We start from the raw sequence: 15,024 nt of genomic DNA on the forward strand, positions 1-15,024 counted from the left end.
CATGACCCGTCGCCGTGTTGTCGTTACCGGCCTTGGCCTCATCAGTCCCGTCGGCAACTCCGTTGCCGAGGGTTGGGCCAACATCCTCGCCGGGCGTTCCGGCATCGCCACCGTCACCCGCTTCGACGCCAGCAACCTGGCGTGCCATTTCGCGGGTGAGGTCAAGGGCTTCAAGATCGAGGATTACATACCCGCGAAGGAAGCCCGGCACATGGATACCTTCATCCATTACGGGCTGGCGGCGTCCTTCCAGGCGGTGCGCGATGCCGGTCTGCCGACTGGTGACCAACTGACCGAAGAGCAGGCCGAGCGCATCGGCGTGCTCGTGGGTTCGGGGATTGGCGGCCTGCCGCTGATCGAGGAAACCAAGACCGAGCTGATGAACCGCGGCCCCCGCCGCATCTCGCCGTTCTTCATCCCGGCCTCGATCATCAACATGATCTCGGGTCACGTCTCCATCAACTTCGGCTTCCAGGGACCCAACCTGGCGATCGCCACGGCCTGCACGACGGGCCTGCATGCGATCGGCGAGGCCGGCCGCCTCATCGAATACGGTGATGCGGACGTGATGGTGGCGGGCGGGGCCGAAGGTGCGGTGTCGCCGCTGGGCATTGGCGGTTTCGCCGCAGCCCGCGCGCTCTCCACCCGCAACGACGATCCCGCGACCGCGTCCCGCCCCTGGGACAAGGATCGCGACGGTTTCGTGTTGGGCGAGGGTGCCGGCGTGCTGGTGCTCGAAGAGTACGAGCACGCCAGGAAGCGCGGCGCCAAGATCTACTGCGAGCTGGCCGGCTTCGGCATGGGTGCGGACGCGTATCACATGACCGCACCCAACGTCGACGGCCCCAAGCGCTCCATGCGCGCGGCGCTGCGCAATGCCGGCCTGAATCCCGACCAGGTCCACTACATGAATGCCCACGGCACGTCCACGCCGCTGGGTGATGTGAACGAGACCAATGCGATCAAGCTGGCCTTTGGCGATCACGCCAAGAGCATGGTCATCAGCTCGACCAAGTCCATGACCGGCCACCTGCTGGGCGGCGCGGGCGGCATCGAGTCGGTGTTCACGGCGCTGGCCATCCGCGACCAGGTCGCGCCGCCGACGATCAATCTCTTCAACCAGGACCCCGAGTGCGACCTGGACTACTGCGCCAACGAGGCGCGGCCGATGAAGATCGAGGTCGCCGCGAAGAACAACTTCGGTTTTGGCGGCACCAACGGCACGCTGATCTTCAAGCGGGTTTAGGTTCAGGCCCGCCCGGCGATGCGCCGCACGCCGCCTGTCGTCGTGCATTTGCAGCCTCAGCCGGCCGTGCAGGCTCTTGTGGCTTTGTTCGCTGCGCTGGCCTCGGCTGGGTTGGGTGCCTGGGCGATCAGCCATCACTCATCGGCCTGGCTGGTGTTGCTTATCCTGCCTCTGGCCTCCGCCTACGCCTGGCGCGCCGCTGCGGTGCTGCCGCGCCGCCTGCGCTGGGATGGCCAGGCCTGGTGGCTGGCCGACGCCGATCGCGATGAAGAGACCGCCGTCCAACTCACCGTGCTGATCGACCTCGACGCCTGGCTGCTGCTGCGCGCCAGCGCCGGTCCGCGCTGGCTGCCGCTGGCGCGCCGCCAGCAGCCCCACTGGGGTGCGCTGCGTGCGACGCTGTTTACTGCACCGGGTGGTGCCTTGCAGCGATGAGTGCGGACGCCGACGCGCTGCTGGTGCGCGAGGCCCAGGCGGGCAATCGCAATGCCTTCGACATGCTGGTGCTGAAGTACCAGCGCCGCGTCGAGCGCCTGTTGTCCCGCAGCGTGCGCGACCCTGCCGATGTGGCCGATCTCTGCCAAGAGACCTTCCTCGCCGCCTACCGCGCGCTGCCCGCGTTTCGTGGTGACAGCGCCTTCTACACCTGGGTCTACCGCATCGCGATCAATGCCGCCCAGCGTCACCGTGCGCGCCAGCAGCCGCTTGAGTCCCTGGACGACGGCGAGGGAACTTTCGGCACTCAGGCGCATCCAACCGACGATGCGACCCCCGAAGCCCTGCTCGCCAGCCGTCAGCTGGCGCGCGGGCTCAACGAGGCGGTCGAAAGCCTGGCGGAAGATCAACGCCGGGCGTTGCTGCTGCGAGAGGTGGATGGCTTGAGCTACGACGAGATTGCCGATTTGATGGACTGCCCTGCGGGCACCGTGCGCTCGCGCATCTTCCGCGCGCGGGAGGCGCTGGCCGCGCGCTTGCGGCCGCTGCTGAGCGGGGGAGGGTGGCGATGACCGGCGAATCACTGAACGGGGCCCTTTCCGCCGTCATGGACGGCCGCGCGACGCCCGCCGAGTGGGCGCGCGTGAACGCGGCCTGGGCGGCCGACCCGGCGCTGCGCGAGCGCTGGGCGACCTGGCATGCGGCCGGCGACGGCCTGCGTTCGGCCGAACTGCCGGCGCTGCATCGCCAGCCCCAGGCCTTGCTCGACGCGCTGCATGCGCAGATGCCCGCGCCTGTCGCCGCGCACCCGCGTCGGCGCGACTGGTTCGCTCCCGTCGCCGTGGCGGCCAGCTTCGTCGCGCTGGCCTTCGGCGTCGGTGCGCTGCGGCCGCCCGCAGAGCCGGAGCCCGTCATCGCGGCTGCACCCTTCACGGCACCGCGCGCGCAGGGGCTTAGCGGCCTGAGCTTTGCGCAAACCGTCTCAGGCCCTACGCTGCCGGGCGCGGCGCGGGAGCCCGGCTTGCCGCTTGATCCGGCGCCGGAGATCATCGACTGGGGTCTGGCGCTGGCAGAGCCGCCGGCCTCACAGCCCCGTCCCTGAGTCCCACCGTCGCATCCCCCTCTTCTTGTTCCGTCACTGCGCTGTTCAAACCTGGAATGCCATCTATGCCCGTTGAGAACCGTCTCATCCCCGCTTATGCCAACCGTCTGCTGTCGGGCACCGCGCTGGCGCTCGCACTGGCTTTCGCGCACGTGCCCGCCACGGCGCAGACCCGTGGCCTGCCGGACTTCTCCGAACTGGTGGACCGCGTCGGCCCCGCCGTCGTCAACATCCGCACCGCCGAGAAGGTCAAGGTGCCTGAAGGCCAGGCGGAGATGAACGAGCAGATGCAGGAGTTCTTCCGTCGCTTCGGCATCCCCGTGCCCAACCAGCGCCGCGGTGCGCCGCGCGGCGGTGGCACGCCGGACGAGGACGGCCCGATGCGCCGCGGCGTCGGCTCCGGCTTCATCCTCAGCGCCGACGGCTATGTGCTGACCAATGCCCACGTCGTGCAGGGCGCCGACGAGGTCATCGTCACGCTGACCGACAAGCGCGAACTGAAGGCCAAGCTCATCGGTGCCGACCAGCGCTCCGACGTCGCCGTCGTCAAGATCGAGGCCACCGGCCTGCCGTTCGTGCAAGTCGGTGACAGCAACAAGGCCAAGGTCGGCGAATGGGTCATGGCCATCGGCTCGCCCTTCGGCCTGGAGAACACCGTCACGGCCGGCATCATCAGCGCCAAGCAGCGCGACACCGGCGACCTGCTGCCGCTGATCCAGACCGACGTGGCCATCAACCCCGGCAACTCCGGCGGCCCGCTGGTCAACATGCGCGGCGAGGTCATCGGCATCAACTCGCAGATCTACAGCCAGAACGGCGGCTACATGGGCATCTCGTTCGCGATCCCCATCGCCGATGCCGTCCGCGTCGCCGATGAGCTGCGTGCCGGCGGCCGCGTCGTGCGCGGCTACCTCGGCGTGCTGCCTGACGACATCACCAAGGAGATCGCCGAGGCCATCGGCCTGGGCAAACCGCAGGGTGCCGTGATCCGCTCCGTCGTGGCCGGCAGCCCGGCCGAGAAGGCGGGCGTCGAGGGCGGCGACGTCGTCACCAAGGTCGACGGCAAGACCGTGGACAAGGCGGCCGACCTGCGCCGCCTGGTGGCTAACGTCAAGCCCGGCGCCAAGACGACGCTGACGGTATTCCGCCGTGGCGCGACCAAGGAGATCGTCGTCACCATTGGCGAAGATGAGCGCAGCAAGAAGCCGGGCAGCGAGGGCAGTGCGGAGGCTGCGGCGGCCGCGACGCCCAGCGCCGCCCTGGGGCTGAAGGTGTCCGAGCTGACCGAGGCGCAGCGCAAGGACCTCAAGCTCAAGTCCGGCATCAAGGTCGACGCCGCCACCGGCGCCGCCGCCCGGGCCGGCCTGCGCGAGGGCGACCTCATCCTGTCGGTCGACAACGTCGAGGTGACGTCGGCCAAGGTCTTCCAGGCCCAGATCGCCAAGGCCGACAAGACCAAGGCCTTGAACCTCGTCGTGCGCCGAGACGATGTCACCAGCTTCGTGCTGCTGAAGCCTGTCCCCTGAATCTGCGTGGATAACAGGGTCGCCCACTCGGGCTTTCCGCGATGCGGCAAGCCCGGCGGGGTGGCCGCCGAAGGTTGTCCACCGTTTGGGAAAGTTGGCGCCGGCTAACTTTTGTTTGGCCGGCTGGATTGTTCGCGTCGGCCGCTAAAATGCCGCCCAGATGCACCTTGAAAGAGGTGCCTGGCAATGCAATCGTGGGCTACCGGCAACGTTTGGATTTGATCCACAGGCCATCCACAAGTTCTTGTGGATAACCTGTGGTTAAAAATCCTTGTTGGCGGCCTGCAACGGGCTTGGAACCAATGCTGGTGCGGCTTCCCGGCCGACCCTTTTGGCTACAATGAAGTCCCAACAAGCAGTTGCCAAACCTTTTGTTGGAAGGCACGTCGCCTCTTCGACGTGCCTTTTTTTTGCCTACCGCCGCGCGGTTTCACCGCGCTTAACTTCGCTGCGCGAAGTTAGCGTGCGGCGCAACGGCTGACGCCGTTGTGTCCTGCTCCAGATCAGATGAACCACATCCGCAATTTCTCCATCATTGCCCACATCGACCACGGCAAGAGCACGTTGGCCGACCGCATCATTCAGCGCTGTGGGGGCTTGAGTGACCGGGAAATGGAAGCGCAGGTGCTGGACTCGATGGACATCGAGCGCGAGCGCGGCATCACGATCAAGGCGCAGACCGCCGCCCTTCAGTACCGGGCCAAGGACGGGAAGGTCTACAACCTGAACCTGATCGACACGCCGGGCCATGTGGACTTCTCTTACGAAGTCAGCCGCTCGCTGTCGGCCTGCGAGGGTGCGCTGCTCGTCGTCGACGCCTCGCAAGGCGTGGAGGCGCAGACGGTGGCCAACTGCTACACGGCGCTGGACCTCGGCGTCGAGGTCGTGCCGGTGCTCAACAAGATGGACCTGCCGAACGCAGACCCTGAGAACGCGCGCGCCGAGATCGAGGACGTGATCGGCATCGACGCCGATGACGCCATCCCCTGCAGCGCCAAGACCGGCATGGGCATCGACGAGATCATCGAGGCGGTGATCGCCCGCATGCCGCCGCCCAACGGCGTTGTCGATGCGCCGCTGCGCGCCATGATCATCGACAGCTGGTTCGACAACTATGTCGGCGTGGTGATGCTGGTACGCGTGGTCGACGGCACGCTCAAGAAGGGCGAGCGCATCCGCATGATGGCGTCCAACGCTGTCTACCCGGCCGACAACCTGGGCGTGTTCTCGCCCAAGTCGGAACCGCGCGCAGAACTCAACGCCGGCGAGGTGGGCTTCATCATCGCGGGCATCAAGGAGTTGCAGGCCGCGAAGGTCGGCGACACCATCACGCTGGAAAAGAAGCTGCCCAACAACCTGGGCCCCGCCGAAGAGGCGCTGCCGGGTTTCAAGGAAATCCAGCCCCAGGTGTTTGCCGGCCTCTACCCGACCGAGGCCAGCGAGTACGACCAGCTGCGCGACGCGCTGGAGAAGCTCAAGCTCAACGACTCCTCGTTGCGCTACGAGCCCGAGGTGTCGCAGGCGCTGGGCTTCGGCTTTCGCTGCGGCTTCCTGGGCCTGCTGCACATGGAGATCGTGCAGGAGCGCCTGGAGCGTGAGTTCGACCAGGACTTGATCACCACCGCCCCCAGCGTGGTCTACGAAGTGGTGCAGGGCGACGGCACGGTGATCGAGGTCGAGAACCCGAGCAAGATGCCCGAGGTCGGCCAGATCCAGGAGATCCGCGAGCCCATCGTCACCGTGCACCTGTACATGCCGCAGGACTATGTCGGCCCGGTCATGACACTGGCCAACCAGAAGCGCGGCAACCAGCTGAACATGGCCTACCACGGCAAGCAGGTCATGCTGACCTACGAGATGCCGCTGGCCGAGATCGTGTTGGACTTCTTCGACAAGCTCAAGAGCGTGTCGCGCGGCTATGCCTCGATGGACTACGAGTTCAAGGAGTACCGCGCGTCCGACGTGGTGAAGGTCGACATCCTGATCAACGGCGACCGGGTCGACGCGCTGTCCATCATCGTGCACCGCGTGCAGAGCCAATTCCGCGGCCGCGGTGTGGCGGCCAAGATGCGTGAACACATCCCGCGCCAGATGTACGACGTGGCCATCCAGGCGGCCATCGGCGGCAACATCATCGCCCGCGAGAACATCAAGGCGCTGCGCAAAAACGTGCTGGCAAAATGCTACGGCGGCGACATCAGCCGCAAGCGCAAGCTGCTGGAAAAACAGAAGGCCGGCAAGAAGCGCATGAAGCAGATCGGCTCCGTCGAAGTGCCGCAAGAAGCCTTCCTCGCCATCCTGCAAGTCGACGATTGATCCCTTTTCGCCCCCCTCCCCCCGCCTTGAAAACCTCCCTGATGAGCGCTCTGACCGGTGTTTTGTATGCGGCCCTGGTGGCCTATCTTGGCGGCTGGTACCTGGGCCGCTGGACCGGGAACTTCGCGCTGCTGCTGTTCGTGCTGACCTCGGTGACCATGCTGTACTGGCTGGCCGAGCGCTTTCACTTTGCGCCGGCGCGCAACAAGGCGGCGCAGGACCTGCTCGACAACGACGCCAAGCGCCGCCAGACGCTGGCCGCGCAGGGCATCAACCGCGTGGACGGCGACATCGAGCCGGCCCGCCAGCAACTGCTGCAGCAGCCCTGGTGGCTGGACTGGACCGCCGGCCTGTTCCCGGTGATCCTCATCGTCTTCCTGCTGCGCAGCTTCCTGTTCGAGCCGTTCAAGATCCCCTCCGGCTCCATGGTGCCGACGCTGCTGGTGGGTGACCTGATCCTCGTCAACAAGTTCCACTACGGCGTGCGCCTGCCGGTCATCAACAAGAAGATCGTCGCCAACAACGACGTCAAGCGCGGTGACGTGATGGTCTTCCGTTACCCCGAAGACCCGAGCACCGACTTCATCAAGCGCGTGGCCGGCATCCCGGGCGACGAGGTCGCCTACGTCAACCAGAAGCTCTACATCAACGGCCAGCTCGCGCCCACGCAGCCGGTGGACAACTTCTACGACGACAGCGGCAGCCCGCGCGTCTACCGCCCGCGCTTCAACGAGAAGCTCGGCGACAAGCAGCATCAGATCCTCGTGCGGCCCGACGCCCAGGCCTACTTCCGCGCCGACCGCGCCGATGGCCCCTTCCCGTTCCAGGAGAACTGCCGCTACACGATCGAAGGCGTGACCTGCAAGGTGCCGGCCGGCCACTACTACATGCTGGGCGACAACCGTGACAACTCGCGCGATTCCCGCTTCTGGGGCTTCGTCCCCGACGAGAACATCGTCGGCAAGGCCTTCTTGGTCTGGATGAATTTCGGTAATCTCAAGCGCATCGGTACCTTCTTCAATTGATGCCCCAGATGAACCGCTGCCGCCGCCCCATGCCGTTGTCCTCACGCCGCCAGCGCGGCCTCTCGCTGATCGGCCTGCTTTTCTGGGGCGGGGTCATCGCCGTCGTGGCAGTCGTCGCCATGAAGGTCTTCCCGACCGTGCTGGAGTACTACACGGTCAAGGGCGTGGTCAACCGCATCGCTGCCGGCAACCCGTCGACGGTGCCGCAGGTGCGCCAGGAATTCGACCGGGCGACCGCCGTCGAATACTCCATCCAGAGCATCAAGAGCGGCGACCTCGTCGTCACCAAGGACAGCAACGACAAGGTCGTCATCGAGTTCGCCTGGGACAAGGAGATCGACATCTTTGGCCCTGTCTATCTGCTGATCAAGTACCGAGGCACGTCCGGTTGACTGAGTTGTTGCTGGCGCCCCAACGATGAACGCCGCTGCGCTCGACGCCCTGCAACACCGCCTCGGCCACCGCTTCCAGCGCTCTGAGCTGCTGTCCCGCGCGCTGACCCACCGCAGCTACGGCGCCGACCACAACGAGCGCCTGGAGTTCTTGGGTGACGCCGTGCTCAGCCTGGCCGTCTCCAGCCTGCTCTACGAGCGCTATGCCGGCTCTGACGAAGGCGACCTGACCCGCGTGCGCGCCCACCTGGTTCGCGAGGACAGCCTGCACCGGCTGGGCCTGGCCCTGGGCCTGCCGGCCGTGTTGAAGATGTCCGACGGCGAAGCCCGCGGCGGCGGTGCGCAGCGGCCGTCCATCCTGGCCGACGCCGTCGAGGCCCTGCTGGGCGCCGCCTACATCGACGCGGGGTACGAAGCGGCCCTGGCCATCGTGCGCCGCCTGCTCGCCGAGACCATCGACACGGCCGCAGGCTCCGGCGACTTCGGCAAGGACGCCAAGACCGCGCTGCAGGAATGGCTGCAGGCGCGCCGCATCGCCGTGCCCAGCTACCGTATCGTCGCCACGCGCGGCCAGGCCCATGCCCAGACCTTCGAGGTCGAATGCGCGGTGCCGGCCCTGGACGTGGCCGAACTGGGCGAAGGACGATCACGCCGCACCGCCGAGCAGGAGGCCGCCCGCCGCCTGCTGGACCGCCTGCAAGCCAGACACACCGCCTAACAAAGGCCAGCCATGACCACCGACGCCGTTCTCCCCGCCGCAGCCCCTGCTGACGGCCCCGCCCAGCGCTGTGGCCTCATCGCCATCGTCGGCCGCCCCAACGTCGGCAAGTCCACGCTGCTGAACGCGCTGGTCGGCCAGAAGGTCAGCATCACCTCCGACAAGGCGCAGACGACGCGCCACCGCATCACCGGCGTGCGCACGGTCGACGAGGCGCAGTTCGTCTTCGTCGACACGCCCGGCTTCCAGACCAAGCACAACGCCGCGCTGAACCGCACGCTCAACCGCACCGTGCACGGCGTGCTGGCCGACGTGGACCTGGTGCTGTTCGTCGTCGAGGCGGGCCGCTTCGGCCTGGACGACGCCAAGGTGCTTGGCCTGCTGCCCGAGGACAAGCCGGTCGTGCTGATCGCCAACAAGCTAGACGCGGTGCACCGCCGCGCCGAACTGGCACCCTGGCTCAAGGGCATGCAGGAGCGCCGCAACTTCACGGAGTTCGTACCGCTGTCGGCCAAGAAGGAGGCCGACGTGACGCGCCTCTTCAAGATCCTCAAGCCCTATCTGCCCGAGCAGGGCTGGTTCTACGCCGAGGACGCGCTGACCGACCGCAGCGAGAAGTTCCTGGCCAGCGAGATCATCCGCGAGAAGCTCTTCCGCCTGACGGGCGACGAGCTGCCCTACACCTCCACCGTCATCATCGACAAATGGGAAGACGAGGGCGAGCTGCGCCGCATCAGCGCCAGCATCGTCGTCGAGCGTGATGCCCACAAGGGCATGATCATCGGCCAGGGCGGCGAGCGCCTGAAGCGGATCGGCTCGGAGTCGCGCCAGGAGCTGGAGCACCTGATGGACGGCCGCGTGTTCCTGGAGCTGTGGGTCAAGGTGCGGTCCGGTTGGGCAGACACCGAAGAGCATCTGCGGTCCTACGGATACGAATGACGCGATGCGGCTGACGCGGCCGCCGGCGCTCCAGTCGGCCTACGTGCTGCACCAGCACGACTGGAGCGAGTCCAGCCTCATCCTGGATCTGTTCACGCGCGAGTCCGGCCGCGTTGCGGTAGCCGCCAAGGGCGCCAAGCGGCCCTACTCACAGCTGCGTGCGGTGCTGCTGCCGCTGCAGCGCATCTCGGTCTCCTTGAGCAAACCCGCCAAGGCCGACGGCGGCGAGGTGCAGACGCTGCGCACGGCCGAGTGGGGCGGGGGGGCGACGATGCCGGCCGGCGCCGCGCTGTTCTCCGGCTACTACCTGAACGAGCTGCTGATGAAGCTGCTCGCCCGCCACGACCCGCATCCGCGCCTGTTCGACGCCTACGCCGACACGCTGGCCGCGCTGGCGGAGGGCGACGCTGCGCTGCGCGCCTTCGAGCTGAAGCTGCTGCTGGAGCTGGGCCTGCTGCCCGACCTCAGCGTCGTCGCGACCACGCAGGCGGCCATCGACCCTGCTCGTCGCTACCAGCTCTCGCCTGAGTCCGGCGTCATCGCGCCTGCTGGCGATTCAAGCCTGCCTGGCACGCTGCTGATCCAGCTCCAGGCCGCGCTGCTGCACGGCAGCATGGCGGCGCTGCGCCAGGCCTGCGCCGCCGAGCCGCAAGGCCTGAAGACGACGCTGCGCGGCCTGCTCCACTACCATCTCGGCCACCAGCCGCTGCGCACGCGCGCGCTGATGGTCGACGTGCAACAACTGCTGGATTCATGAACCCCTTTGCCCACGCTGGAACCCGCTGCGCCCTGTCGGTCAACGTCAACAAGGTCGCGCTGCTGCGCAACACGCGCCACCTGGGCATCCCCAGCGTGCTGCGCGCGGCCGAGCAGTGCCTGCTGGCTGGCGCTCAGGGCATCACCGTGCATCCCCGGCCCGACGAGCGCCACATCCGCCCGGGCGACGTGGATGATCTCGCCGCCTTCTTGCGCGACTGGCCCCAGGCCGAGTTCAACATCGAAGGCAACCCGACGCAGAACCTGATGGACTTCGTGCGCCGACATCGCCCGCACCAGGTCACCTTCGTGCCTGACTCCGAAGAGCAGTTCACGTCCGACCACGGCTGGACGCTGCCGCAGGACGCCGAGCGACTGAAGCCGCTGATCCGTGAAGCCCAGGACCTGGGCGTGCGCGTCAGCCTGTTCATGGACCCCAACCCGGCCGCGATGGCGCATGTGGCCGAACTGGGCGCCGAGCGCATCGAGCTGTACACCGAGACCTTCGCCAGCGCCTTCGGCACCGAGCGGCAGGCTGAGGTGCTGGCAGGCTTCACGGCCACGGCCGAGGCCGCGCTGAAGGTGGGCCTCGGCATCAATGCCGGCCATGACCTGAACCGCGACAACCTGACGGCCTTTCTGAGCGCAGTGCCGGGTGTGCAGGAGGTGTCCATCGGCCACGCCCTGATCGCCGACGCGCTGGAGCTGGGCTACGGCGAAGCGGTGCGGGCCTATCTGCGCGCCATCGCCACGGCGTACACATGAGCTTCCTGCGCCGAGCCCGTCCGGACGACGCGCCCCGCCTCGCCGCGCTAGCCCAGTGGGTGTGGATGGACAGTTATGCCTCCGACGGCGTCGAGAACCGCTTCCTGCCTTTCATCGCTGCGTCGTTCACGCCGGCCGAGTTCGAGAGCTTGATTGCTCATCCTCAGCAAGCGATCTGGTTGCTGGAAGAGGGGGCCGCGTTGCAAGGCTTTGCTCAGCTCCGCCGCAGCGTGGCTGCGCCTGTCTATACCGCTTCGTCCGTCGAACTGGAGCGGCTCTATGTCGCGCCTCCCTGCACTGGTCGCGGGCTGGGGCCGCGATTGCTGCGGGCCGCCCGCGAGACCTGGCCGGCCGAGGCCTTGTGGCTCAGCGTCTGGGTCGGCAACAGCGGCGCTCAGCGCTTCTACGCCCGGGAAGGCGGCCAGGACATCGGCCAAACCGACTTCATGCTTGACGGCCAACCCATCAGCAACCGCGTCATCGCCTTCTCATGATTTACGGCATCGGCACCGACCTCTGCGACATCCGCCGCATCCGCGAAACCCTCGCACGGCGCGGCGAGCGCTTTGCCGAGAAGGTGTTGGGCCCGCATGAGCTGGCCGTGTTCCGCGAGCGCCACGCCAAGGTGGCCGCGCGCGGCGAGTCCTATCTGGCGACGCGCTTTGCCGCCAAGGAGGCGTTCTCCAAGGCCATCGGCATGGGAATGCGCATGCCCATGACCTGGCGCGCGATGGAGGTCGTCAAGGCCCCGAGCGGCAAGCCCGAGATCGCGCTGCATGGCGAGCTGGCCGAATGGTTTGCTGCCCGGGGCCTGAGCGCCCATGTGACGGTCAGCGACGAGCAGGACTACGCCGTCGCCTTCGTCGTCGTTGAGACGACGACGAAGGCCTAACGCCAAAGTCTTACGGCTTCTTCTTGGCCGGCGTCTTGGCGGCGGCCGGCTTGGCCAGCGACTCGCCCTTGGACACGACGACCATGTCCATGTCCATCAGCATGCGGCCGTTGTCGGGGCCGTTCATCGTCATCTTCATATCCATCGCGAGCCGGCTGGCCAGGGGCAGGCGGTCGGCCAGGCGCAGGGACGCCGTGCCCTTGCCGCTGCCGCCGATCTGCATCTGCAGCGTCTTGGCCGGCTCCGCTGCCGCGCCGGCGCTGTCGGAAGCTGCCGAGGCGGCCGATGCCGGGGCGCTCGGCAGCGGCGCGCTGATGTCCATCTTCAGGTCCATGTTCAGGTCGAAGTGCGCCACGCCGCGGTCCACGCGGGCCAGCGTGTAGCGCACATTGCCCTGCATCGCGCCGGCGCCGCCCGGCAGAGGCACGGGCAGGGCCATGGTCACCGGCACGTCGACGCTGTCGCCCACCTTCAGCGGGCGCTGGCTCAGCGCCTTGAAGAGCTGCAGGCTCTCGTTGATCATGGCGCTGCCCTGCGCCTTCATCGCTTCGGCCAACTGCGGCGAGGAACTTTGCACCTGCTGGAAGTCGAAGCTGAAGTCCTTGGGGTTGAAGCGCGCGCTGTAGCTCGCATTCATGGCCTGGGTGTCGGGCATGGGGATGGCCTTGCCGCCCATCTCCATCGAGCCGCCCTTGGACGCGATGGACACGGTCAGCGGCAGCCAGCCTTCGGCGTCGGCCTGCTCCACCTTCATCGTCTGCTCCATCTGCGTGGAGAACTTCATGGGGCCCATCTGGCTCATGCGTTGCGCCGCTTGCGCGATCTTGGCGCGCTGCTCATCGGTCGCCTCGGGCGCGGCTTCCACGCGCATCTTCATGACCGCCTTCAGGTCGATGAGCTGGCGCTGGTGCTGCCCGGCGCGCGGCGTCGTGTCGAAGCTGATGGCGGCGGGCGCAGGCGCCGCCTGGGCGGCGATGTTGAAGCCGAGCAGGGTGCCGAGCAGGGTCAGGCGAAGCGGGGAAGCCAGGTTAGCCAGGGTCAAGGGGAACTCCGAAAAATGCCGCCACGTTGGCGGCCGGCCGGCATGGTAGGTGCAGGACAGGCGGGCTGCGGCAGGGAGGCGGGTAATTTCACCCGGGCCGGTGCCGCTCAGCCGCGGCCCTGGAACAGCAACCGCTCCGCCAGCTGCCGCCGCGCCGGGGGCTGGGCCGGCAGGCGGTCCAGCATGGCGAGGACGGACTCGCAAGAGGCAGCGCCACCGCCAGCGGGTGCATCGGCCCACAGCCGCCCCAGCATGCCCAGGGCCGAGCTGCCGACCGAGCGGGTCAGCACTTCCAGCTCGATGGCATTCGGCGGTTTGGGCAGCCAGCGCGGCGGCTCGCTGTTGGCCACCTCCAGCAGCCACTGGGCCTCGTGCGCCTGGGCGTCCAGCGGCAGCAGCCGGCGGGCGGCCAGGTGGCCGTCAAGCAGGTCCCGGCAGGCGGCTCGCGCGCCAGGCTGGGGTGGCGTGCGCAGTGCCCGCAGCTGGTCGCCGACGATCTGCACATAACGCCGTCGCAGCACGGCGTCGGTGCCGCTGATCAAGGCCGGCATCTGGCGCGCCAGCAGCGGCAGGGCAGCCGCCTGCACGTCCTCGTCCGCCGCGCCGGCAGCGCGAGCCTCATGCATGCGCTGGGCCACGGCGGCGATGGTGCCCTCGGTGCGCCGCTCGAGCGCCTCCCAGACCGGATGCATGCGCAGCGCGTCGTCGAAGTCGGCCAGGCTGGCATTGGCGGGTGGCATGGGAATGGCCAGCGTGCGCGGCGACGGCGCGATCAGTGCATGCGCCTGCAACTCCTCGCGGGGCACGAACCACATGCTGCGCGCCGAGGTGCGCAGCGTCGTGTCGATCATGGACTCCGGCAGACCCAGCTCGCGGTAGGTCTTGGCCAGGTTCTGGTTGGCCAATTCCTCGAAGACCGGGTTGTAGGTGCCGGTGGAGGCGCGGTGGAAGCCCAGCTGCCCCTCCGGCGCCAGCTGGCGTGGGCTGCCGGCCAGGAAGACCAGCGTGCAGGCGCTGGCGCAGGTGCCCACGGCGCGGGCCTCGTGGCGGTGTGCCTTCATCGCGCTGGCCATGTGTTCCGCCTCGCGCACGCGGCCGCCGGGTGACGACAGCTCCACGCGCTTGAGGCCGCGGGCGGCCTCGCTGGCGAGCAGCGCGCGCAGGCGTTCACCGTCGCCCATGCCGATGACACCGTCCAGGCGCAGGCTGCGGCCGTCGGCAGAAAAACTGAACTTGGCCTGGCCGATGGGGTCGATGCCGCGCGCCATCTGCCAGTACTCGCCGACGTTGGGCAGCAGGCCGAACAGCACCGAGGCCAGCAGTTGCAGCGCGCCCAGCACGAGCGTGATGCGGGCCAGCCAGCCCCACAGCACCGAGCCGTGGTCGCGCAGATAGGTCGTCGCCGCGCGCCAGGTGCCGACGATGCACCAGGTGTCCAGCGCCAGCAGCAACGGGAAGCCGACCAGCATGATGATGGCGCTGACCTGCAGCGAATCGCCCTTGACGCTGATCCAGCTCATCAGCCCTGTCAGCAAGAACGCGAGCGGCGCCGCGACGAGGAAGTTGTTGAGCCAGTAGCTGCGCACCAGGCTCTGCTCGCCGCGCCAGTGGCTGCCGAAATAACCTTTTCTGGGCGCCGAAGTGACCCGCGCGCGCGGGCGAGCTGCGGTGCGCGGCCGGTGCGAGGCCTGCTGCCAGGCGGCGGGCGCCGGCTCCGCGCTGGGCGTCGGGGCGGCGGGGGCGTTGTGGTCGACCTGCGTGGGGTCGACGTAGGGGCGGGGCTTGCGAGCGTCGGTCATGGCCGCCGCAGCTTAATGAGGAAAACGGTGCCGGCCGACGTTGCTATTCACGGCGGCGAGGCGGGCTCAAG

Annotated in this window: 16 protein-coding genes; 14 read left to right on the forward strand and 2 right to left on the reverse strand. The window is 67.9% G+C overall.

Annotation, left to right across the window (positions count from 1 at the left end):
* The first annotated feature begins 1 nt into the window (after window position 1).
* The 14 genes from fabF to acpS all read left to right on the forward strand — a co-directional run bounded on the left by fabF (window position 2) and on the right by acpS (window position 12,112).
* Complete coding sequence (gene fabF / locus ACG00Y_RS18730; RefSeq protein WP_394481455.1) at window positions 2-1,246, forward strand: beta-ketoacyl-ACP synthase II; 1,245 nt, start codon at window positions 2-4, stop codon at window positions 1,244-1,246.
* A 78-nt stretch (window positions 1,247-1,324) separates the two neighbouring features.
* A complete protein-coding gene (locus ACG00Y_RS18735; protein WP_394481456.1) occupies window positions 1,325-1,681 on the forward strand; it encodes a hypothetical protein in 357 nt (118 codons plus the stop codon).
* Complete coding sequence (locus tag ACG00Y_RS18740) at window positions 1,678-2,253, forward strand: sigma-70 family RNA polymerase sigma factor (protein ID WP_394481458.1); 576 nt, start codon at window positions 1,678-1,680, stop codon at window positions 2,251-2,253. The genes ACG00Y_RS18735 and ACG00Y_RS18740 overlap by 4 nt, the downstream gene beginning before the upstream one ends.
* Window positions 2,250-2,783, forward strand: a complete 534-nt coding sequence (locus tag ACG00Y_RS18745; RefSeq protein ID WP_394481460.1) for a sigma-E factor negative regulatory protein — start codon at window positions 2,250-2,252, stop codon at window positions 2,781-2,783. The genes ACG00Y_RS18740 and ACG00Y_RS18745 overlap by 4 nt, the downstream gene beginning before the upstream one ends.
* A 65-nt stretch (window positions 2,784-2,848) precedes the next feature.
* A complete protein-coding gene (locus ACG00Y_RS18750) occupies window positions 2,849-4,309 on the forward strand; it encodes a Do family serine endopeptidase (RefSeq protein WP_394481462.1) in 1,461 nt (486 codons plus the stop codon).
* Window positions 4,310-4,816: 507 nt separating this feature from the next.
* A complete protein-coding gene (lepA, locus tag ACG00Y_RS18755) occupies window positions 4,817-6,625 on the forward strand; it encodes a translation elongation factor 4 (RefSeq protein WP_394481464.1) in 1,809 nt (602 codons plus the stop codon).
* A gap of 41 nt (window positions 6,626-6,666) precedes the next feature.
* On the forward strand, window positions 6,667-7,650 hold the full coding sequence (lepB, locus tag ACG00Y_RS18760) for a signal peptidase I (protein ID WP_394481466.1): 984 nt from the start codon (window positions 6,667-6,669) through the stop codon (window positions 7,648-7,650).
* Window positions 7,651-7,679: 29 nt separating this feature from the next.
* Window positions 7,680-8,042 carry a DUF4845 domain-containing protein gene (locus tag ACG00Y_RS18765; RefSeq protein ID WP_394481468.1) on the forward strand — a complete coding sequence of 121 codons (363 nt, stop codon included), beginning with the start codon at window positions 7,680-7,682 and terminating at the stop codon, window positions 8,040-8,042.
* A gap of 25 nt (window positions 8,043-8,067) precedes the next feature.
* Complete coding sequence (rnc, locus tag ACG00Y_RS18770) at window positions 8,068-8,760, forward strand: ribonuclease III (protein WP_394481470.1); 693 nt, start codon at window positions 8,068-8,070, stop codon at window positions 8,758-8,760.
* A gap of 12 nt (window positions 8,761-8,772) precedes the next feature.
* Window positions 8,773-9,699 (forward strand): GTPase Era, encoded by a 927-nt coding sequence (gene era, locus ACG00Y_RS18775; RefSeq protein WP_394481472.1) that lies wholly within the window; start codon window positions 8,773-8,775, stop codon window positions 9,697-9,699.
* A 4-nt stretch (window positions 9,700-9,703) separates the two neighbouring features.
* On the forward strand, window positions 9,704-10,456 hold the full coding sequence (recO, locus tag ACG00Y_RS18780) for a DNA repair protein RecO (protein WP_394481474.1): 753 nt from the start codon (window positions 9,704-9,706) through the stop codon (window positions 10,454-10,456).
* Window positions 10,453-11,220, forward strand: coding sequence for a pyridoxine 5'-phosphate synthase (locus tag ACG00Y_RS18785; protein WP_394481476.1), 768 nt, complete (start codon window positions 10,453-10,455; stop codon window positions 11,218-11,220). Before recO ends, ACG00Y_RS18785 begins: the two co-directional genes overlap by 4 nt.
* The gene (locus ACG00Y_RS18790) at window positions 11,217-11,714 is read left to right on the forward strand and encodes a GNAT family N-acetyltransferase (protein WP_394481478.1); all 498 of its coding nucleotides are present in this window, start codon (window positions 11,217-11,219) and stop codon (window positions 11,712-11,714) included. The genes ACG00Y_RS18785 and ACG00Y_RS18790 overlap by 4 nt, the downstream gene beginning before the upstream one ends.
* Window positions 11,711-12,112 (forward strand): holo-ACP synthase, encoded by a 402-nt coding sequence (gene acpS / locus ACG00Y_RS18795; protein ID WP_394481480.1) that lies wholly within the window; start codon window positions 11,711-11,713, stop codon window positions 12,110-12,112. Before ACG00Y_RS18790 ends, acpS begins: the two co-directional genes overlap by 4 nt.
* A gap of 10 nt (window positions 12,113-12,122) precedes the next feature.
* On the opposite strand, the gene ACG00Y_RS18800 is transcribed toward acpS, so the two are convergent.
* Together ACG00Y_RS18800 and ACG00Y_RS18805 are read right to left on the reverse strand one after the other, a co-directional pair.
* Window positions 12,123-13,154: a hypothetical protein gene (locus tag ACG00Y_RS18800; RefSeq protein WP_394481482.1), complete on the reverse strand. Its 1,032-nt coding sequence runs from the start codon at window positions 13,152-13,154 to the stop codon at window positions 12,123-12,125.
* Between the two features lie 107 nt (window positions 13,155-13,261).
* Window positions 13,262-14,953: a COG3904 family protein gene (locus ACG00Y_RS18805; protein WP_394481483.1), complete on the reverse strand. Its 1,692-nt coding sequence runs from the start codon at window positions 14,951-14,953 to the stop codon at window positions 13,262-13,264.
* Window positions 14,954-15,024 lie beyond the last annotated feature (71 nt).

Source organism: Pelomonas parva (assembly GCF_043555835.1).
Lineage (GTDB): Bacteria > Pseudomonadota > Gammaproteobacteria > Burkholderiales > Burkholderiaceae_C > Pelomonas > Pelomonas parva.